At 74.0% G+C, this 17,575-nt stretch carries 16 protein-coding genes; 3 read left to right on the forward strand and 13 right to left on the reverse strand.

The features are described from left to right. Positions 1-23: 23 nt before the first annotated feature. Positions 24-611, reverse strand: coding sequence for a helix-turn-helix domain-containing protein (locus BLW86_RS02985; protein WP_093872553.1), 588 nt, complete (start codon positions 609-611; stop codon positions 24-26). A 206-nt stretch (positions 612-817) separates the two neighbouring features. Here BLW86_RS02985 and BLW86_RS02990 point away from each other — a divergent pair, with 206 nt between their 5' ends. After that, positions 818-1,591 (forward strand): VOC family protein, encoded by a 774-nt coding sequence (locus tag BLW86_RS02990; RefSeq protein ID WP_093872554.1) that lies wholly within the window; start codon positions 818-820, stop codon positions 1,589-1,591. 19 nt (positions 1,592-1,610) lie between these two features. Here BLW86_RS02990 and BLW86_RS02995 read toward each other — a convergent pair whose 3' ends face one another. From BLW86_RS02995 to BLW86_RS03025, 7 genes are all read right to left on the reverse strand, one after another. Beyond that, positions 1,611-2,363, reverse strand: a complete 753-nt coding sequence (locus BLW86_RS02995) for a PIG-L deacetylase family protein (protein ID WP_093872555.1) — start codon at positions 2,361-2,363, stop codon at positions 1,611-1,613. After that, a complete protein-coding gene (locus BLW86_RS03000; protein ID WP_093872556.1) occupies positions 2,360-3,292 on the reverse strand; it encodes an SIS domain-containing protein in 933 nt (310 codons plus the stop codon). The genes BLW86_RS02995 and BLW86_RS03000 overlap by 4 nt, the downstream gene beginning before the upstream one ends. An 89-nt stretch (positions 3,293-3,381) precedes the next feature. Further along, positions 3,382-4,515: a GntR family transcriptional regulator gene (locus BLW86_RS03005; RefSeq protein ID WP_093872557.1), complete on the reverse strand. Its 1,134-nt coding sequence runs from the start codon at positions 4,513-4,515 to the stop codon at positions 3,382-3,384. Positions 4,516-4,629: 114 nt separating this feature from the next. Beyond that, on the reverse strand, positions 4,630-5,937 hold the full coding sequence (locus BLW86_RS03010; RefSeq protein WP_093872558.1) for an alpha/beta fold hydrolase: 1,308 nt from the start codon (positions 5,935-5,937) through the stop codon (positions 4,630-4,632). Between the two features lie 154 nt (positions 5,938-6,091). Then, a complete protein-coding gene (gene nadE / locus BLW86_RS03015; protein ID WP_093872559.1) occupies positions 6,092-6,922 on the reverse strand; it encodes an ammonia-dependent NAD(+) synthetase in 831 nt (276 codons plus the stop codon). Between the two features lie 65 nt (positions 6,923-6,987). Beyond that, positions 6,988-8,163 carry a sulfite oxidase gene (locus BLW86_RS03020; protein WP_093872560.1) on the reverse strand — a complete coding sequence of 392 codons (1,176 nt, stop codon included), beginning with the start codon at positions 8,161-8,163 and terminating at the stop codon, positions 6,988-6,990. A gap of 199 nt (positions 8,164-8,362) precedes the next feature. Further along, on the reverse strand, positions 8,363-10,483 hold the full coding sequence (locus BLW86_RS03025) for an ATP-binding protein (protein WP_093872561.1): 2,121 nt from the start codon (positions 10,481-10,483) through the stop codon (positions 8,363-8,365). A 152-nt stretch (positions 10,484-10,635) separates the two neighbouring features. Here BLW86_RS03025 and BLW86_RS03030 point away from each other — a divergent pair, with 152 nt between their 5' ends. After that, positions 10,636-11,871: a GNAT family N-acetyltransferase gene (locus BLW86_RS03030; RefSeq protein WP_093872562.1), complete on the forward strand. Its 1,236-nt coding sequence runs from the start codon at positions 10,636-10,638 to the stop codon at positions 11,869-11,871. Positions 11,872-11,887: 16 nt separating this feature from the next. Here BLW86_RS03030 and BLW86_RS03035 read toward each other — a convergent pair whose 3' ends face one another. The 5 genes from BLW86_RS03035 to BLW86_RS03055 form a co-directional block, all read right to left on the reverse strand. Beyond that, positions 11,888-13,477, reverse strand: a complete 1,590-nt coding sequence (locus BLW86_RS03035) for a molybdopterin-dependent oxidoreductase (RefSeq protein ID WP_093872563.1) — start codon at positions 13,475-13,477, stop codon at positions 11,888-11,890. A gap of 56 nt (positions 13,478-13,533) precedes the next feature. Beyond that, complete coding sequence (locus BLW86_RS03040) at positions 13,534-14,436, reverse strand: amino acid ABC transporter permease (protein WP_093872564.1); 903 nt, start codon at positions 14,434-14,436, stop codon at positions 13,534-13,536. Further along, the gene (locus BLW86_RS03045) at positions 14,433-15,098 is read right to left on the reverse strand and encodes an amino acid ABC transporter permease (RefSeq protein WP_093872565.1); all 666 of its coding nucleotides are present in this window, start codon (positions 15,096-15,098) and stop codon (positions 14,433-14,435) included. Before BLW86_RS03045 ends, BLW86_RS03040 begins: the two co-directional genes overlap by 4 nt. Before the next feature lie 10 nt (positions 15,099-15,108). After that, positions 15,109-15,960 (reverse strand): glutamate ABC transporter substrate-binding protein, encoded by an 852-nt coding sequence (locus BLW86_RS03050; protein WP_093878467.1) that lies wholly within the window; start codon positions 15,958-15,960, stop codon positions 15,109-15,111. A 94-nt stretch (positions 15,961-16,054) separates the two neighbouring features. Beyond that, positions 16,055-16,810, reverse strand: a complete 756-nt coding sequence (locus BLW86_RS03055) for an amino acid ABC transporter ATP-binding protein (RefSeq protein WP_093872566.1) — start codon at positions 16,808-16,810, stop codon at positions 16,055-16,057. Between the two features lie 229 nt (positions 16,811-17,039). Here BLW86_RS03055 and BLW86_RS03060 point away from each other — a divergent pair, with 229 nt between their 5' ends. Next, positions 17,040-17,498, forward strand: a complete 459-nt coding sequence (locus BLW86_RS03060) for a Crp/Fnr family transcriptional regulator (RefSeq protein WP_030690750.1) — start codon at positions 17,040-17,042, stop codon at positions 17,496-17,498. Positions 17,499-17,575: the final 77 nt, after the last annotated feature.

The raw sequence follows: 17,575 nt of genomic DNA on the forward strand, positions 1-17,575 counted from the left end.
TCGCTTGCCCCGAGGGGAACCGGTCAGCCGGACTTCTTGGGACGCGCCCTGACGTGCATGCGCTCCCCCTGCGGCCCGAACAGGCTCAGGAACTCCACCGGACCCTCGGCCGTCGGCCCGAACCAGTGCGGGACGCGCGTGTCGAACTCGGCCGCCTCGCCGGCGGCCAGGACGACGTCGTGCTCGCCCAGGACGAGCCGGAGCCTCCCGGAGAGCACGTACAGCCACTCGTACCCCTCGTGCACCCGGGGCTCCGGCGCCTCGTGCGCCTTCTCCTGGATCACCTTGTACGCCTGGAGCCCGCCGGGCTGCCGGGTCAGGGGGTACATCGTCCGCCCGTGGCGCACGATGGGCTTCGCCTTGACCCGGGGGTCGCCCACCGGCGGGGCCCCGACCAGCTCGTCCAGGGGGACCTGGTGGGCGCGGGCGAGCGGCAGGAGCAGTTCGAGGCTGGGCTTGCGCTGCCCGGACTCCAGCCGGGACAGGGTGCTCACGGAGATCCCGGTGGCGGCGGAGAGCTCGGCGAGCGTCACCCCGCGGTCACGGCGGACACGGCGGAGCCGGGGGCCGACCTCGGTCAGCACGGCGTCGATGCGATCGTCTTCGGTCATGCGGCCAGTGTTGCAGAAACGGCAAGGTTCTTTGCGGAACGCTCATAGGCGGGGCCCTCTCTCTCCAGGGGGCGGGTCGAACCGGTATTCCCGTCGGCCGGCCGGATGAAAGAGGGCGACTGGGGCTGCGCCGCACGGGCCCACGGGTGAGGATCGGCCATGGTGACCACATTCGGCCACGTACGACACAAGGACGGGACACCTCCATGCTCGGTACGCAGTTCACCCAGGGCTCCCCCAACTGGCTCGACCTCGGCAGCCCCGACACCGAGGGCGCCGCCGCGTTCTACGGAGCCGTCTTCGGCTGGGAGTTCCGGTCGGCGGGGCCGGAGGCCGGCGGCTACGGCTTCTTCCGGCAGGACGGCCACACGGTCGGCGCCCTGGGGCCGCTCGACGAGGGCGCGCGCAGCGCCTGGACGGTGTACTTCCAGACCTCGGACGCGGCCGCGACCCAGAAGGCCGCCGAGGCGGCGGGCGGAAGGGTCCGCGTCGAGGCCTTCGACGTCATGGACGCCGGCCGCATGGCCTGCCTCACCGACCCGGCCGGCGCCGAGTTCGCCGTCTGGCAGCCGGGCAAGGTGAAGGGCCTGGAGCGGACCTCCTCCCCGAACACCCTCGTCTGGGCCGAACTGCACGTCCCCGACCCGGAGTCCACGCTCGGCTTCTACCGGAGCCTCTTCGACTGGCGTTGGGCGTCGATGGACGCCCCCGGCATGACCTACCGGGTGATCTCCACCGCCGAGGGGGACCAGGAGGAGGCCTCCTTCGGCGGGGTGGCGGAGGCCCAGGAAGGGATGACGCCCTCCTGGATCCCCTACTTCGCGGTCGAGGACGCCGACGCGACCGCCCTCTCGACCCTGGGCAACGGCGGCTCGGTCCTGATGCCCGCCGCCGACATCCCCGACGTCGGCCGCATCGCCTGGCTCGCCGACCCCTCCGACGCGATCTTCGCGGTGCTGAAGCCCGCGCCGAGGGGGTGAGCGGGACCCGTCCCCAGCGTCAGCGGCCGAAGAGTTCGAACGTCACCGCCGGGCGGTTCGCGAAGCGGGACGAGGATCGGGCGGTCGCCGTGGTGAGGAAGGTGCGGACGTACTCCTCCGGGTCCTCGTCCGTCAGCGCCTCGATGTAGGCGCGGTGGCAGAGGAGGGAGCGGATCGCGCGGTCCAGGCCCGGGGCCGCGTCGACCGCGTGGGTCGGGGTGCTGGAGGCGGCGACCGCGACCCAGCGGACGCCGTTCCAGGGCTCCAGGCCCTGCTCGGTCAGTTCGGGGAAGATCCAGCGGTTTCCTGCGTCGGCGGCCGCGTCCAGCGTGGCGCGGCCGACGGCCAGGTGGTCGGGGGTGTTCCAGGGCGCGCCCGGACCCCCGCCCCAGGTGTCGCGGTGGTTGAGGGTGATCACGAGCTCCGGGCGGTGGCGGCGGATCGCGGCCGCGATGTCCCGGCGCAGGCCGAGCCCGTACTCGATCACGCCGTCGCGGTGGTCGAGGAACTCGACGGTGTCCACGCCGACGACGGCGGCGCTGTCCCGCTGCTCGCGCTCGCGGAGCGGGCCGCAGACGTCCGGGGCGAGGGTGTCGATGCCGGCCTCGCCCCGGGTCGCGAGGACGTACGCGACCTCCTTCCCCTCGTCCGTCCAGGCGGCGACCGCCGCCGCGCAGCCGTACTCCAGGTCGTCGGGGTGGGCGACGACGCACAGCGCGCGCTGCCAGTCGCCGGGCATCTCCAGGAGGTCCATCGCATCCGTGTCGATCATGACCGCAGGATACGGGTCGCGTCCGCCGCCGTCGGGCGGAACGCCCCGGCGAGGATCACCGAGCGCGAGACGTGGCGCGGGCGGTCCGGGTTGAGGCCGCGCCGGTCCGCGAGGGCGACCGCGAGCCGCTGGGCGCGGACGAGGGCCGCGACCGGATCGATCGCGTCGGCGGCGAACAGCGCGCCGGTGGACTCCACTTCGTCCCGGAGCCCGGACGGGGCGGGGCCGAGGCAGCAGACCAGGCTCGCCCGGTCGCTGATGCTGATCGGGCCGTGGCGGTACTCCATCGCCGCGTACGACTCCGTCCAGGCGCGGGCCACTTCGCGCAGTTTGAGCGCCGCCTCGTCGGCGAGCCCGACGGTCCAGCCGGTGCCGAGGAAGGTGAACTGACCGCGCCGCTCCCAGGCGGCGGGCAGCTGCTCGTAGAGGACGAGTTCGGCGTCGGCGATCGCCGGGCCGAGGTCCACCCCGAGCCCGGCGCGCAGGAGTTGGAGGGCGGTGGTGGCGAATCGGGTCTGGACGACGGAGCGTTCGTCGGCGAAGCCGAGGTCGACGATCCGGTCGGCGAGCCGCCCGGCGGGGCTGTCGGGGACGCCGGTGACGACGAGCGTCGGGACGCGGCCGGCGGCGCGGGCGAGCAGGTCCACGACCTCCGTGGTGGTGCCGGAGCGGGTGAGGGCCACGATCCGGTCGTAGCCACGGCCGAGCGGGGTCGTGTCGGAGGCGGGGAACGCGTCGGTCTCGCCCGCGCCGAGGGACTCCCGCAGCGCGGCGTAGGCGCGGGCGATGAAGTACGAGGTGCCGCAGCCGACGACCGCCACCCGCTCGCCTCGGGCCGGCAGCAGGCCGGTGTCGCGGTCGGCGATCTCGGCGGCACGCCGCCAGCAGTCGGGCTGGCCGGCGATCTCCGCGCTGACGTGGGTGCTCATGGTCCGGGTCCTCTCCTCGCAGGGGCCCTCACGGGTCCGGACCGAGTTGTATCCCCGCGCGAGCAGAGCACACCATGAGCAATCCGAACTCACCCCTTGGACTTTTGTGGGTCCCCCGGCGTCCGCCCGCCGCAGGAGGCCCGGACCACCAGGCGCGGTCTCAGCTGTACCTGGTGGAGCGGCGCCGCGTCCCCCTCGGCGAGCCGCCGGAGCAGGATCTGCGCGGCGAGGCGGCCGAGCTGGTACTTGGGGGGCGAGACGGCCGTCAGCGGGGTCTCCGCGACATCGGCGAACTCGTTGTCGTAACTGATCAGGGCGAGGTCCTCGGGCACCCGGAGCCCGGCACGGCGGGCCGCTCCGAGCATCAGGGCGGCCTCCCGGTCGCCGAAGCAGAGCGCGGCGGTCACGCCGGTGGAACGCAGCGCGGCGAGCGCCCGGTCGGCGCGGTCCGGGTCCCAGCGGGCCATCACGTCCCGCTCGTACGCCGGGGCTGCGGGCAGTCCGAGGTCGGTGAGCGCACGGGCGAAGCCCGACTCGATGGGCGCGGTGGTGGGCGCGTCGGTGCGGGCGACGAGCCCGAGCCGCTCGTGGCCGAGGGCGCGCAGATGGCGCACGGCGTCGTAGGCGCCGCCCTCGTGGTCGGTGCAGACGTGCTCGGTGGGGTCGCCGGGGCCGTGGGCGGCGAGCCGGCGTTCGACGAGGACGGCGGGGACGGGCAGGGCGAGGAGCTCCTCGGCGCGCCGCCCCGGGTCGGTGGCGGTGTGCAGGCTGGGGACGAGGAGGAGCCCGTGGACCCCGGCGGAGAGGAGCCGTTCGACGGCGGCGTCCTCCTCGACGGGGTCGTAGTGCGAGCAGGCGAGGACGAGCCGGGCGCCGACCGCCGCGAGTTCCCTCTCGATGCCCTGGAGGACGCGCGGGTAGTAGAAGGTGGTGTCGGGGACGAGGACGCCGACGATCCGGCGGTCGGCCCGGTCCCGCTCGGGCCGGTGGGCGGAGAAGGTGCCCGCGCCCTGGCGCCGTTCGACGAGGCCGAGGGCGACGAGGTCCTCGTAGGCGCGGCGGACGGTGGTGACGGAAAGGCCCGTCTCGGTGGCGAGGGCCCGCTCGGTGGGGAGCTTGCTGCCGGGGGGCCAGGTGCCGTCGAGGATGCCGCGCCGCAGCTCCGCCATGAGGGCCCGGAACTTCAGCTCCCGGCCGGAGGCCGGTGTCTCGCGTGCCGTCATCCGGGCCCCCTCGTGCGGACTCGGCGCGTCCCGGCCCGCCCGCGTCAGACGTCGTACGTCATTGCTGATCGATTGCGCGCCGAATCCTATGCCCGTTCCTCCGGGGCCGGACGGTCAGATCTCGTCCCGGGCGAGGGCGAGGAGCCGGTCGAGGACGCGCGGCCCGCCGGCCCGCACCCCGTCGTGCTCGAACTCGTCGGTCACCCAGGTCCGCAGGCCGCGTACGGCACGCGCGGTCTCCAGGGAGTGGGCGGTGTCGACGTACAGGTCGTCGTGGTAGACGGCGGCCGCCACCGGGACCCGGTTGGCGGCGAGGCGCTCGGGGTCGTACAGCGGGGACCAGTCGGTGCGCGCGGCGAGCAGTTCGGCGGTCTCGCGGAGCGGGCGCAGGGCGGGGTCGGTGGTGAAGTGCCAGGGGTGGACGGTCTCGCCGGTGAAGAGCAGCGGTGCCCCCTCGGCGAGCGCCGCGCGGGCGTCGAACTCGGGGTGCTCGGCGCGGACCCGCTCGGCGGCCCAGGCGGTGGGGCCCCGGCCCTGGGCGTAGATGGCCTCGTGGAGCACGGCGTACAGCGGGTGCCCGGCGTACGACAGGTGCGCCTGGACCTGCTCCAGGAAGGCGTCGGAGAGCGCGGGCCCGTCCGGGGTGGGCACGAAGGCGCCCTCCAGGAGCAGATGGAGCTGGTGGGTGCCCTCGCCGGAGCCGAGGAGGATGCCGAGGGACTGGAAGGCCTCGACGGTGAGGAGCCCGCCGCCGGGGAGGGTGACCTCCCGGTCGAGGAGGTGGGCGGCGATCGCGCGGGCCCGTTCGGCGTCCTGGGGGTAGCGGGCGAAGTGGGCCTCGTTCTTCCGCCGGACGCGGGGGTACGCGGCGCGGTAGACCTCGTCGGCGGTGGCGTCGAGGGAGGGCAGGCCGCCGGTGACGAGGACGGTGTCCAGCCCCTCGGGGGCGGTGGAGAGGTAGTGGGTGGCGCAGAAGCCGCCGAAGCTCTGGCCGAGGACGGTCCAGGGGGCGCCGCCGGTGAGACGGCGCCGGACCAGCTCGCAGTCCTGGACGATGGAGTCGGCGCGGAAGTGGGCCAGGTAGTCCGCCTGCTCGGCCGGACCGCCGCGCAGCGGCAGGGTCTGCCGGTTGGCGGGGGTGGAGCGGCCCGTGCCGCGCTGGTCGAGGAGGAGGACGCGGAACTCCTTCACGGCGCGGCCGAGCCAGGCCTGCGGGCCGATGAAGCGGCGGGCGCCGAAGCCGGGCCCGCCCTCCAGGTAGACCAGCCAGGGCAGCTTCTCGCGGCCGGATCCGGCGTGGCCGCTCGCGACGACCTCACGGCCGAAGACCTCGATGCGCTCGCCGTCGGGGCGGGCGTGGTCGAGGGGGACGGGGAAGCGGTGGTCCGTGAGGACGAGGCCCGGCTGCCGGTAGGTGGTCAACGCTGCTCCTGCTCCTGTTCGGTACGCCCCCCGCGCGGACAGTGGATCACACGGCGGGGGTGTTCCCGGGCAGGTCCCTCCCCTGTCGTCGGCGCGGGCGGAGGTCACCCCGGGCCGGGCCGTCCGGGGACGGCCCGGCTCCGCCGGCGGGCGCTCAGGGAGCGATGGGCAGCTGCCGCTTGTGCTCGGTGAGTTCGTAGCGGCGGACGATCGTGGCGTAGGCGGCCTCCGCGACCGGCTTGCCCTCCAGGAAGTCGTCGATGTCGTCGTAGGTGACGCCGAGCGCGTCCTCGTCGGCCTTGCCCGGGTCGAGGGTCTCCAGGTCGGCCGTGGGGGTCTTCCACACCAGCTCGGCGGGGGCGCCCAGCTCGTCGGCGATCGCGCGGACGCGCCGCTTGGTCAGGCCGGTCAGCGGGACGACGTCGGCGGCGCCGTCGCCGAACTTGGTGAAGAAGCCCGAGACGGCCTCGGCGGCGTGGTCGGTGCCGACCACGAGACCGTCGTGGGCGCCGGCGACCGCGTACTGGGCGATCATCCGCTGCCGGGCCTTGATGTTGCCCTGCACGAAGTCCTGGTGGTGGGCGTCGCGGAAGGTCGTCCCGCCGGCGAGGCAGGCCTCCAGGGCCGCGTCACTGGCCGCCTTGACGTCCACGGTGAGGACCCGGTCGGCACGGATGAAGCCGAGGGCGGTCTGCGCGTCCTGCTCGTCGGCCTGCACGCCGTACGGCAGGCGCATCGCGTAGAAGGTGGCGTCGTGGCCGGCGGCGCGGGCCCGCTCCACGGCGAGCTGGCAGAGCCGGCCGGCGGTCGTGGAGTCGACGCCGCCGCTGATGCCGAGGACCAGGGAGCGCAGCCCGGTGGAGGTGAGCCGCTCGGTGAGGAAGGCCACCCGGCGCTCGATCTCCGCCTTCGGGTCGAAGGTGTCGGCGACCTGGAGGTCCCGGGCGATCTGCTGCTGGAGGGCGATGGACGCCGGGTCGGTCACGGAAGTCTCCTCGTCAGGGTCGGTCGACGGTGTACCCGCTGGTACGGGGTGCACCGGCGTCGACTCTACGCGCCGCCCGCCGGAGCCACGGACGCGTCCCCGGTGGACAGGCCCTGGCCGTCCGGGGTGCACAGGACCTCGACCCGCTGGACGAGGTTGTTGGCGAAGCCGCCGCGGTTCCACGGCGCGGTGAGCGGCTGGACGTTCCCCTCGGCGTCGGTGGCCCGGACGGTCAGGTGGCGCAGTCCCGGCGTCGCGTTCCAGGTGGCGTACCAGGCGGACCAGGCCCAGGGGTGCGCGGGGTCCCGCTCGGTCTCGGCGTCGGTCCAGGCCGCCCCGCCGTCCTCGCTGACCTCGACGCGGGCGATCGGGCCGTGCCCGGACCAGGCGCGTCCGGTGAGCGGCACGGGGCCGGGGCGCACGACGCGGGTGCGGGACATGAAGTCGGGGAAGCCCGGTGGCACCATCAGGGCCCGGGGCGCGATGAGCGTGACGGGCTCCCCCGGTTCGTCCGCCTCCCGGCGCAGGCGGTAGGCGACGCTCTGCTGGAAGCCGGTGTACGGGGTGTCGGTGAGCGTGATGTCGTGGAGCCACTTCACGTGCGCCATGCCGTACCAGCCGGGGACGACGAGCCGGAGCGGGCTGCCGTGCTGCGGCGGCAGGGGCGCGCCGTTCATCGCGTACGCGACGAGGACGTCCCGGGCGGGGTCGGCGGCCGTGGCCAGGGGCAGGCTGCGGCGGTAGTCCTGCTCGACGCCCCGCTCGACCCCGTGGTCGGCGCCGGTGAACACCGCGTCGACCGCGTCCTCCGCGATGCCCGCCTCGGCGAGGAGGGCGGCGAGCGGGACGCCGGTCCAGTCGGCGGTCCCGACGGCCTCGACCAGCCAGGGCTGGCTGACGGGGCGGGGCGTGAGCCGGGCCCGGCCGTTCCCGGCGCACTCCAGGGTGACCCGGCGGGTGACGGCGGGCCGGGCGCGGAGCGCCGCCAGGTCCAGGCCGAGCGGCCGCAGGACCCGGCCGCCGACGGTGAGCCGCCAGCCGTCCGCGTCGGTGGCGGGGATGTCGTAGTGCGCGAGGACGTAGTGGAGTCCGGGCGGGGTGACGTCGTACCGCAGGGCTTCGAGGGGCAGTCCGTGGTTGCGGGCGGCGAGGGCGAGCTCCTGTGCGGTGACGCCCTCGTCGGGGCCGGCCACGCGTCCCGGTGTGCTGATGTCGCTCAGACCACTCAGGGATCCGTCCATGCCCTCATGGTGCGCCCCGCCCAGGGACCCGGCACGTCGACGGGGACGGCCCCGTCAGGGCTGTCGGGGCTGCGGCACGGGGCCGTCCCGCGGGGGCCCTGCCGGGGGTCTCGACGTGGGCCGTCCTGCGGGCCCTGCGGGGCCCCGGCGCAGGAGGTCCTCTCGGCCCTGCCGGGCACCTCGGCGCGGGTCCGTCCCCTCAGCCCTGCCGGGGGACGCGCAGGGCGCGGTCGAGGCCGGCCTGCGGGGGGCCCGTGAGGGCTCGGACGAAGATCTCCTCGTAGGCCGGTTCACCGATCGTCGCGCGGGCGGTGTCCGCGTACTTCTCGCGCAGGGCCCGCAGGCCGGGCAGGCCGCGCCGGGGCTGGCCGGTGGAGCGCCAGTACGCCTCGCCCGTGCCGCTCACGTCGGCGGCGCGCTCGCCGTCCCCGGCCGCCGCGAGGGCGGTGGCGAGGACGTCGAGGCCGAGGGCGACGCCGAGGCTCGCGCCCAGGCTGCGGGTGCCTTCGAGCATGGCGCGGGCGTGGCCGGCGGCGGCCGCCGGGTCGCCCTCCAGGAGGCCGGTGAGGGCGAGCTGGTAGTCGAGGGCGGTGCGGATCCAGTGCTCGTCGAGCTCCTCGCACCGGGCGCGCAGCCGGAGCGCCCCCTCGCGGGCCTCGGCGAGGCGGCCGAGGCCGGTGAGGGCGAAGACCCGCACGAGCCGGCAGCGGAGCCGGGCGGCGGAGTCGGCGGGACCGCCCCGGGCGGCGTCGAGGACGTGGCCCACGACGACGTGCGCGGCCATCGGCCGGCCGGTGGTCAGGGCGATGAGCCCGGCGAGGGCGGCGGCGTCGAGGGTGAGGTCGCCGGGCCGGTCGCGGTCGTGGTCGTGGTCGCCGCGAGGAGCTCCCTCGTGCGGCGAGGGCTCGACGTGCTCCGCGTACCTGGCCTCGCGGGCGCAGCGCTCGCTCACCTCCTGCGCGGGGCCGGGCTCGCCCTGCAGGACCAGGGTGACGCCGAGGGCCCACAGGGCGCGGGCCCGGGCGCGGCCCCGGCTCTCGCTGAGGAGGAGGGCCTGTTCGAGGCCGTCGCGGGCCTCGTGGAGGCGGCCCCGGCAGGACCAGGCGAAGGCGACGGAGCCGACGAGGTCGAGGGCGGCGTCGGGGTCGGTGCGCAGCAGCCGGTCCAGGGCGGTGCGCAGGTCGGTGTGGTGCGCGTCGACGGTCCGGTACCAGCGGAGTTGGCGGGCGCCGTGCCATGCGGTCTCGGCCCGGCGGGCCAGGCCCCGGAAGTGGGTGGCGTGCCGTTCGGCGACCGTCGCGGTCTCGCCGGTGCGGTCCAGCCAGGTCGCCCCGTACTCCCGGATGGTGTCGAGCATGCGGAGTCTGCCGGCGGCGTCCGGCGGGCGGACCACGGAGGAGCGGACGAGTCCGTCGAGCGCGTCGGGCAGGGTCGCGCGGTTCAGGGGGCCGCCGGCGCAGACGGCGGTCGCGGAGGCGAGGTCGAAGGGGCCGCGGAAGACGGAGAGCCGGGCCCAGAGGAGGCGTTCGAGGGGGGTGCTCAGCTCGTGGCTCCAGCCGATGGCCGCGCGCAGGGTCTGGTGGCGGCTCGGCCAGACCCGCTCGGTGTGGGCGAGCAGGTCGAAGCGGGCGCCCGGTGGGGCGTCGAGGCGGGTGCCGAGCTGGTCGCGGACGGCTTCGGGGCCCTGGAGGCGGATCTGCGCGGCGGCCAGTTCCAGGGCGAGCGGGATGCCCTCCAGGCGTACGCAGATCTCGCCGGCGGGACCGGCGGCGGGAAAGTCCTCGCCGGAGGCCCGGCGGAGGAGCTCCAGGGCGTCGCGTCCGGCGGGCGGCAGCGGGTCGAGGGCGACGACCCGCTCCCCCCGGACGCCGAGGGGGCGGCGGCTGGTGGCGAGGACGGTGAGTCCGGGGGCGGCGGCGAGGAGTTCGGTGACGAGCCGGGCGCAGGGTTCGGCGAGGTGCTCGCAGGAGTCGAGGACGAGGAGCAGCCGGGCGTCGGCGAGACGGCGGCGGAGTCCGGTGGTGGCCATGCCGGGGGCGTGGTCGGCGAGGTCGACGGAGTCGGCGACGAGCGGGACGAGGAGCCGGTCGCCGTCGAGCTGGGAGAGGTCGGTCCACCAGGCGCCGTCCGGGTGTCCGTCGGCGGCGCGGTGCGCGGCGCGCAGCGCGAGCCGGGTCTTCCCGACTCCCCCGACGCCGGTCACGGTGACGAGTCGGTGGTCCGCCAACGCGGCGGAGACCCGCTCCAGTTCCGTGCGGCGCCCCACGAAACCGGGGTTCTCGTCCGGCAGATGTCCACGCACGGAAGCAGTCTCCCTCATGCGGGACCCGAACGGACCTGCGGAACCGGTTCGTTACGCCGCCGGTCTCCGTTCCGGAGCGGAAATCCGTTTGACCTGGCCCCGGGTCGGAGCTGCACTGTGCGGGGCGCCACGGCTGGTGGTGCCGATGTTCCGGGGAGGCAGCAGTACCGATGGAGATCCGTCCCACGACCGACCAGGACCGCGGCGTCTTCGTCGACACGTTGCACACCGAGTTCGGGGTCTTCCCCGAGACGCCGGCCGAGGACGGTGGGGGCGTCTGGTGGTCGGCGCTCGAGATGGAACGTGGCCTGTTCGCCCTGTCGCGGGACGGGCGGCCCGTCGGCACCGCCGCTTCGTACTCCTTCGAGCTCACCCTGCCCGGTGACGTCCTCGTCCCGGTCGGCGGAGTGACCGCCGTCGGTGTGCTGCCCTCGCACCGACGCCGTGGGGTGCTCAGTGCGATGATGCGGCATCAGCTCACCGAGCTGCGGGCCCGGGGGGACTTCCTCTCCGTACTGCTGGCCTCCGAGGCCACGATCTACGGCAGGTTCGGCTACGGCCCGGCGACCTACACGCAGCGGCTGACCGTGCCGCGCAGGCAGGCCGCGCTCGCCCCGCCCCGGGCACTCGGGACGGCCGGCGCCACGGCGGCGGGAGTGGACGCCGGCTCGGTCGAAGTGCTGCGGCGTGCCGAGTGCGGGGAGATCCTCGAAGCGGTCTACGACCGGTACCGCCGCGCACAGCCCGGCGCGCTGTCCCGGCCGCCCCGCTGGTGGGCCCTGCGGGCGGGGCAGCCCCCGATCGCTCCGGCGCCGCGTTACGTCGCCGTCCACCGGGACGCCGACGGAACCCCGGACGGGTACGCCAGTTACGCCATCGGCGAGGACCGCACCCTGACCGTCGACGAGACGATCGCCTGCGACGACGCCGTCTTCACGGCCCTGGCCCGGTTCGTGCTCGAACACGACCTGGTCAGCACGGTCGTGTTCAAGCACGTCCCGCCCGAGCATCCGCTGCGCCTGCAGCTGGCGGACTTCCGCGCCGGCGAGGTGAGCAGCCCCACCGACTGGCTCTGGGTGCGGCTGCTCGACGTCCCGGGCGCGCTGACCGCGCGCGGCTGGTTCACGGACGGCGAGCTCGTCCTCGACGTGGACGACCCGTTCCTCGGCGAGCACGGCCGGCATCTGCTGACCGTCCGGGACGGCAAGGCCGAGTGCGTCCCGACGGACCGGCAGCCCGATCTGTCCCTGGACGTGCGGGACCTGGGCTCGGTCTACCTCGGCGGCACCGCCCCGAGCACCCTGGTGCGCGCCGGGCACGTCCGGGCCCACCGCCCGGGCGCGGCCGCGCTCGCGGACGCCCTGTTCCGCGGGGAGGGCGCCCCGCACTGCCTGCACTGGTTCTGATGGCACTCGGTCGTCGTCACGCCCCTCCGACCGTGACGACGACCGAGTGCCACCCTTGTGCCCCGTCCGGCATGGTGTCGGTGCGGCGTTCCGGCTGGGTGGTGCCGGTGCCGTCGGTGGCGCGGACGGTGAGGGTGTGGCGGCCGGGGGTGGCGGCCCAGGGGTGGACCCACTGGCGCCAGGTGTCGGCGCTGTCCTCGGCGGCGAGCCGGGCGTCCTGCCAGGGGCCGTCGTCGATCCGTACCTGGACCCGGCGGATGCCGCGGTGCTGGGCCCAGGCGACCCCGGCGACCATGACGGTGCCGGCGGCGGGGCGGGCGAGGGGGCGCGGGGTGTCGATGCGGGACTGGGTCTTGACGGGGGCCTGCGCCGCCCAGCCGCGCGGGACCCAGTAGGCGTCGTACGCGTCGAAGGTGGTGAGCTCGATCGACTCGATCCACTTGCAGGCGGAGACGTAGCCGTACAGGCCGGGGACGATCATGCGGACGGGGAAGCCGTGGGTGAAGGGCAGGGGTTCGCCGTTCATCCCGAAGGCGAGGAGGGCGTCGCGGCCGTCCATGACGGCTTCGACGGGGGTGCCGATGGTCATGCCGTCGACGGAGCGGGCGACCAGCTGGTCGGCGGGGCCGCCCTCGGAGGGCGGGCGGACGCCGGCCTCGCGGAGCAGGGGGGCGAGGGGGACGCCGAGCCAGCGGGCGTTGCCGACGAGCGTACCGCCGACTTCGTTGGAGACGCAGCACAAGGTGATGTCCCGTTCGACCGTCGGCCGTGCCATGAGCTGCCGCAGAGTGAGGGTGCGCTCCTCGCGGACGCCGCTGCCATGAATGCGCAGCCGCCAGTCGCCGGCGTCGACCTTGGGGACGATGAGCGCGGTGTCGACGCGGTAGAAGTCGCGGTTCGGGGTGACGAAGGGGCTGAGGCCGGGGACGTCGAGCCGCGCTCCGACGGGCACGCCCGGTGCGGGCGAATCGGGTCGGGGCAGGACGAGGGCCGCGCGGGAGGCTGCGGCGTTCTCCTGTACGGGGCTGCCGGCGGCCCGGGCGATGGCGGCGGCGGCGGTCGCGGCGAGGCCGGTGGAGGCGGCGACGATCAGGAAGCCGCGCCGGTCCGCGCTCACGGTTCCGGGCCTCGGGGTGAGGAGGCGGCTGATCAGGACGTACAGCAGGAGCGCCCCGGCGGCGGCTCCGACCAGGGAGGGCACAGCGTCCAGGGCGGAGTCGGAGTCGGGGCGGGTGACGGCGGCGACGGCCCCGAGGACGCCGAAGGCGGCGACGGCCGCCGAGCCGAGCAGGCGGTGGCGGAGCGCGAGCAGCCCGACGCCGAGGGCGAGAACGGTGAGGAGGAGCAGGATCCCGAGCTGGAGGACGGTCTTGTCGTTCTCGCCGAAGGCGCGGATCGCCCACTCCTTGAGGGCTGCTGGGGTCCGGTCGACGACGGTTCCGCCGACAGCCACGACGGGGCCGGCCTCGGGCCGGACCCAGAAGGAGGCGAGGTCCGCGACCGCCAGGGAGACGTACGCCGAGACCACGCCGCCGAGCGCAGCGAGGAGACGGTCGGTGCGGGTGGGTTCGAGGTGCGGCTCGGACGCGGTCCTGGTGGCGTTCATGGTGGGTATTACGGCACGTCCGGCGGCGCGGCGGGGCCTCCTCACCCGAATGGGTCTCAGCGCGTGTCCGGGTGCTCGCCCGGTGTCGCCAGGTCCTCCACCGCCTCGACCCCGACGACCGCTCCGGTGGACTTCTTGCCGCGGCGCAGCCGGCGTTCGAGCCAGGAGGCGAAGGTGGTGAGCGCGAAGTTGAGGGCGACGAAGATCACGGCGACGACGGTGAAGCAGGCGATCGTGTTGGCGCCGTAGTTGGCGCTCATCGGGCGGACGGAGGCGAGGAGTTCGGAGAAGCCGAGCATCGCGCCGCCGAGGGCGGTGTCCTTGACGATGACGACGAGCTGGCTGACGAGGGCGGGCAGCATGGCGGTGACGGACTGCGGCAGGAGGACGTGCGCCATGGTCTGGCCCTTGCGCATGCCGATGGCCTTGGCGGCGTCGGTCTGGCCGGCGGGCAGGGCGAGGATGCCGGCGCGGACGACCTCGGCGAGTACGGAGGCGTTGTAGAGGACGAGGCCGGTGACGACGGCGTACAGGGGGCGGGTGTCCGGGCTGATGTCGGTGAACTCGGAGTAGGCGGCGTTCGCGAAGAGCATCAGGATCAGGACGGGGATGGCCCGGAAGAACTCGACGACGGTGCCGGCCACGGCGCGGACGGACCGGTGGTCGGAGAGCCGGAGGACGCCGAGGAGCGCGCCCAGGGGCAGGGCGATGACCATGGCGAGCGCGGCGGCGATCACGGTGTTCTTCAGGGCGGGAAGGATGTACGTCTCCCAGACGCGGGCGTCGGTGAAGAAGGGCGCCCACTTGGACCATTCGAGCTGGTTCTTGTCGGCGAGGCTCGTCACGACCCACCACACCACGGCGGCGAGGCCGATCAGGAACAGCAGGCTCCAGACGAGGTTGCGCCGTCGGGCGCGCGGGCCGGGGACGTCGTAGAGGACGGTGGGCGAGCTCTTCACCGTTTCACCGCCACCTTCTTGGCCACCCAGCCGAGGAGGAGCCCGGTGGGCAGGGTGAGGCAGAGGAAGCCGACGGCGAAGATCACGGAGATGAGGATGAGCTGGGCCTCGTTCTCGATCATCTCGCGCATCAGCAGGGCCGCTTCGGAGACGCCGATGGCGGCGGCCACGGTGGTGTTCTTGGTGAGGGCGATGAGGACGTTGGTGAGCGGGCCGACGACGGAGCGGAAGGCCTGCGGGAGCACGATCAGGCGCAGTACCTGGGGGAAGTCGAGGCCGATGGCGCGGGCGGCCTCGACCTGTCCGAGGGGGACGGTGTTGATGCCGGAGCGGAGGGCCTCGCAGACGAAGGCGCTGGTGTAGGCGGTGAGGCCGAGGACGGCGAGCCGGAAGTTGATGGTGGTGAAGCGTTCGGCGCCGAGGCTGACTCCGAGGGTCTGGAAGAGGCCGAGCGAGGTGAAGACGATGATGACGGTGAGGGGGATGTTGCGGACGATGTTGATGTAGACGGTGCCGAAGCCCCGCATGAGGGGGACGGGGCTGACGCGCATCGCGGCCAGCAGCGTCCCCCAGACGAGGGAGCCGATCGCGGAGTAGACGGTGAGCTGCACCGTCACCCAGAAGGCTCCGAGCAGGTCGTACCCCTGGAGGAAGTCGAACACGACGGCCTGCTCACTTGACGATGACGCCGATCTTCGGGGCGGGCTCGTTCTGGTAGCCGGCGGGGCCAAGGTTCTTCTTGACCGCCGCCTCCCAGGAGCCGTCGGCGACCATCTTCTCCAGGGCCGTGTTGATCTTGGCCTTGAGGTCGCTGCCCTTCTGGACGCCGATGCCGTAGTTCTCGTTGCTCATCTTGAAGCCGCCGAGCTTGAACTTGCCCTTGAACTCGGGCTGCGAGGCGTAGCCGGCGAGGATCGAGTCGTCGGTGGTGACGGCGTCGATGACCCCGTTCTCCAGTCCGGTCAGGCACTCCGAGTAGCCGCCGTACTCCTGGAGTTGGGCGTTGGGGGCGATCTTGTCCTTGACGTTCTGCGCGGAGGTCGAGCCGGTGACCGAGCAGAGCTTCTTGTTGTTCAGGTCGGACGGCTTCTTGATCGAGTCGTCATCCGCCCGGATCAGGACGTCCTGGTGGGCGAGGAGGTAGGGACCCGCGAAGTCGACCTTCTCCAGCCGCTTGTCGTTGATCGAGTACGAGGCCGCGATGAAGTCCACGTCGCCGCGCTGGAGCAGCGTCTCGCGGTCGGCGCTCTTGGCCTCCTTCCACTCGATGTCGGACGGCTTGTGGCCGAGCTGCTTGGCGACGTAGGTCGCCACGTCGACGTCGAAGCCGGTGTAGGTGCCGTCGGGGGTCTTCAGGCCGATGCCGGGCTGGTCGAACTTGATGCCGACGGTGATCTTGTCGCCGTCGCCGTGGTCCCGGGGCGCGCCGCCGGCCGCGGCGTTCGCGAATCCTGTGGAGGTGACGGAGAGGACGACGGCCGCGGCGGCTGCCACGACGGCCCTGCTGGTCCTGAGCGGGTTCATGAGGATCACCCCTGGGGGCTGCTGTTCGGGCGACCGGGCGACGGCCGCGGCTCGGTGCTGGAGGATCTTGGAGAGGCACGGGCTCCTGGACGGGTCAGTGGTGGAGGATCTTGGAGAGGAAGTCCTTGGCGCGGTCGCTGCGCGGGTTGCTGAAGAACTCGTCCGGGGTCGTCTCCTCGACGATCCGGCCGTCGGCCATGAAGACCACGCGGTTGGCGGCGGAGCGGGCGAAGCCCATCTCGTGGGTGACGACCACCATCGTCATGCCGTCCTGTGCCAGTTGCCGCATGACCTCCAGGACCTCGTTGATCATCTCCGGGTCGAGCGCGGAGGTCGGCTCGTCGAAGAGCATCACCTTCGGATCCATGGCGAGGGCGCGGGCGATCGCCACGCGCTGCTGCTGGCCCCCGGAGAGCTGCGCCGGGTACTTGTCGGCCTGTGAGGCGACGCCGACCCGGTCGAGGAGGGCGCGGGCCCTCTCCTCGGCCTTCTTCCGGTCCTTCTTGCGGACCTTGATCTGACCGAGGGTCACGTTGTCGAGCACGGTCTTGTGCGCGAAGAGGTTGAAGGACTGGAAGACCATGCCCACGTCGGCCCGCAGGGCCGCCAGTGCGCGTCCTTCGGCGGGCAGCGGCCGCCCGTCGACGACGATCTCGCCCGCGTCGATGGTCTCCAGGCGGTTGATCGCGCGGCACAGTGTCGACTTCCCCGAGCCGGAGGGCCCGATGACGACGACGACCTCGCCGCGGTGGATCGTGAGGTCGATGGACTGGAGGACGTGCAGGGGGCCGAAGTGCTTGTCGACCCCGCGCAGTACGACGAGCGCGTCGCCGCTGTCCGGGACGGGCATGGCACCCTCCTGGGTCACGCCCCCGCTTGCCGCTCCCTCCCCACGTTCATGCTCCGCCCTCCACCCGTCCGGCGCACTCCGGGCGGCGGGCGCACGGAGGGTGAGCGCACCGGCACGCTGCGGGGCCCCGGCCCGGGGGGCGTCCCCGCCGGGCGGCCCGGAGCCTGCGCGTGGCGACGGCCGGGCCCACACTGGGGGTGGGGAGCCGAGTGTGTGAGGAGGGACCGCCATGAGCAGAGCCGCGCCCAAGGTCAGCACGTTGCCCCAGGAGCACCGGGAGCGCCTGATGGCCTTCGCCGAGGACGTGTACTTCGAGTCCGGTCACCGCCTGTTCGAGGAGCAGCAGCACGCCGACCGGTTCTGGATCGTGAAGACGGGCGCGGTGACCCTCGACGCGAAGGTGCCGGGCCGGGGGTCGCCCGTGATCGAGACCCTGCGCCACGGCGAGCTGGTCGGGCTCTCCTGGCTGTTCCCGCCGTACCTGTGCCAGTCGGGGGCCGAGGCGATGACGCCGGTCCGGGCGTACGAGTTCGACGCCCCGGCCGTGCGGTCGATGTGCCACTCGGACACGGAGTTCGGCGCGTCGGTCATCTACTGGGTGGGGGCGATCCTCGCCCACCGCCTCCATGTGACCCGGGTCCGTCTCCTCGACCTGTACGCCCCGCACGGCAGCGGCGTCCTGGCCTGACCGGCGGTGTGCCGGAGCGGCGTCGCGGGCTGCCCGGCGCCGTGCGGACGGCACGGCGCCGGGCGGGCCCCGGACGG

Origin of the sequence: Streptomyces sp. TLI_105, from assembly GCF_900105415.1 — a bacterium.
Taxonomy (GTDB): domain Bacteria; phylum Actinomycetota; class Actinomycetes; order Streptomycetales; family Streptomycetaceae; genus Streptomyces.

Excerpts from the sequence above, each read along its gene's own strand:
- BLW86_RS02985 (WP_093872553.1), bottom strand. The coding sequence starts at position 611 with ATGACCGAAGACGATCGCATCGACGCCGTGCTGACCGAGGTCGGCCCC.
- BLW86_RS02990 (WP_093872554.1), top strand. The coding sequence starts at position 818 with ATGCTCGGTACGCAGTTCACCCAGGGCTCCCCCAACTGGCTCGACCTC.
- BLW86_RS02995 (WP_093872555.1), bottom strand. The coding sequence starts at position 2,363 with ATGATCGACACGGATGCGATGGACCTCCTGGAGATGCCCGGCGACTGG.
- BLW86_RS03000 (WP_093872556.1), bottom strand. The coding sequence starts at position 3,292 with ATGAGCACCCACGTCAGCGCGGAGATCGCCGGCCAGCCCGACTGCTGG.
- BLW86_RS03005 (WP_093872557.1), bottom strand. The coding sequence starts at position 4,515 with ATGACGGCACGCGAGACACCGGCCTCCGGCCGGGAGCTGAAGTTCCGG.
- BLW86_RS03020 (WP_093872560.1), bottom strand. The coding sequence starts at position 8,163 with ATGGACGGATCCCTGAGTGGTCTGAGCGACATCAGCACACCGGGACGC.
- BLW86_RS03025 (WP_093872561.1), bottom strand. The coding sequence starts at position 10,483 with ATGAGGGAGACTGCTTCCGTGCGTGGACATCTGCCGGACGAGAACCCC.
- BLW86_RS03030 (WP_093872562.1), top strand. The coding sequence starts at position 10,636 with ATGGAGATCCGTCCCACGACCGACCAGGACCGCGGCGTCTTCGTCGAC.
- BLW86_RS03035 (WP_093872563.1), bottom strand. The coding sequence starts at position 13,477 with ATGAACGCCACCAGGACCGCGTCCGAGCCGCACCTCGAACCCACCCGC.
- BLW86_RS03050 (WP_093878467.1), bottom strand. The coding sequence starts at position 15,960 with ATGAACCCGCTCAGGACCAGCAGGGCCGTCGTGGCAGCCGCCGCGGCC.
- BLW86_RS03055 (WP_093872566.1), bottom strand. The coding sequence starts at position 16,810 with ATGCCCGTCCCGGACAGCGGCGACGCGCTCGTCGTACTGCGCGGGGTC.
- BLW86_RS03060 (WP_030690750.1), top strand. The coding sequence starts at position 17,040 with ATGAGCAGAGCCGCGCCCAAGGTCAGCACGTTGCCCCAGGAGCACCGG.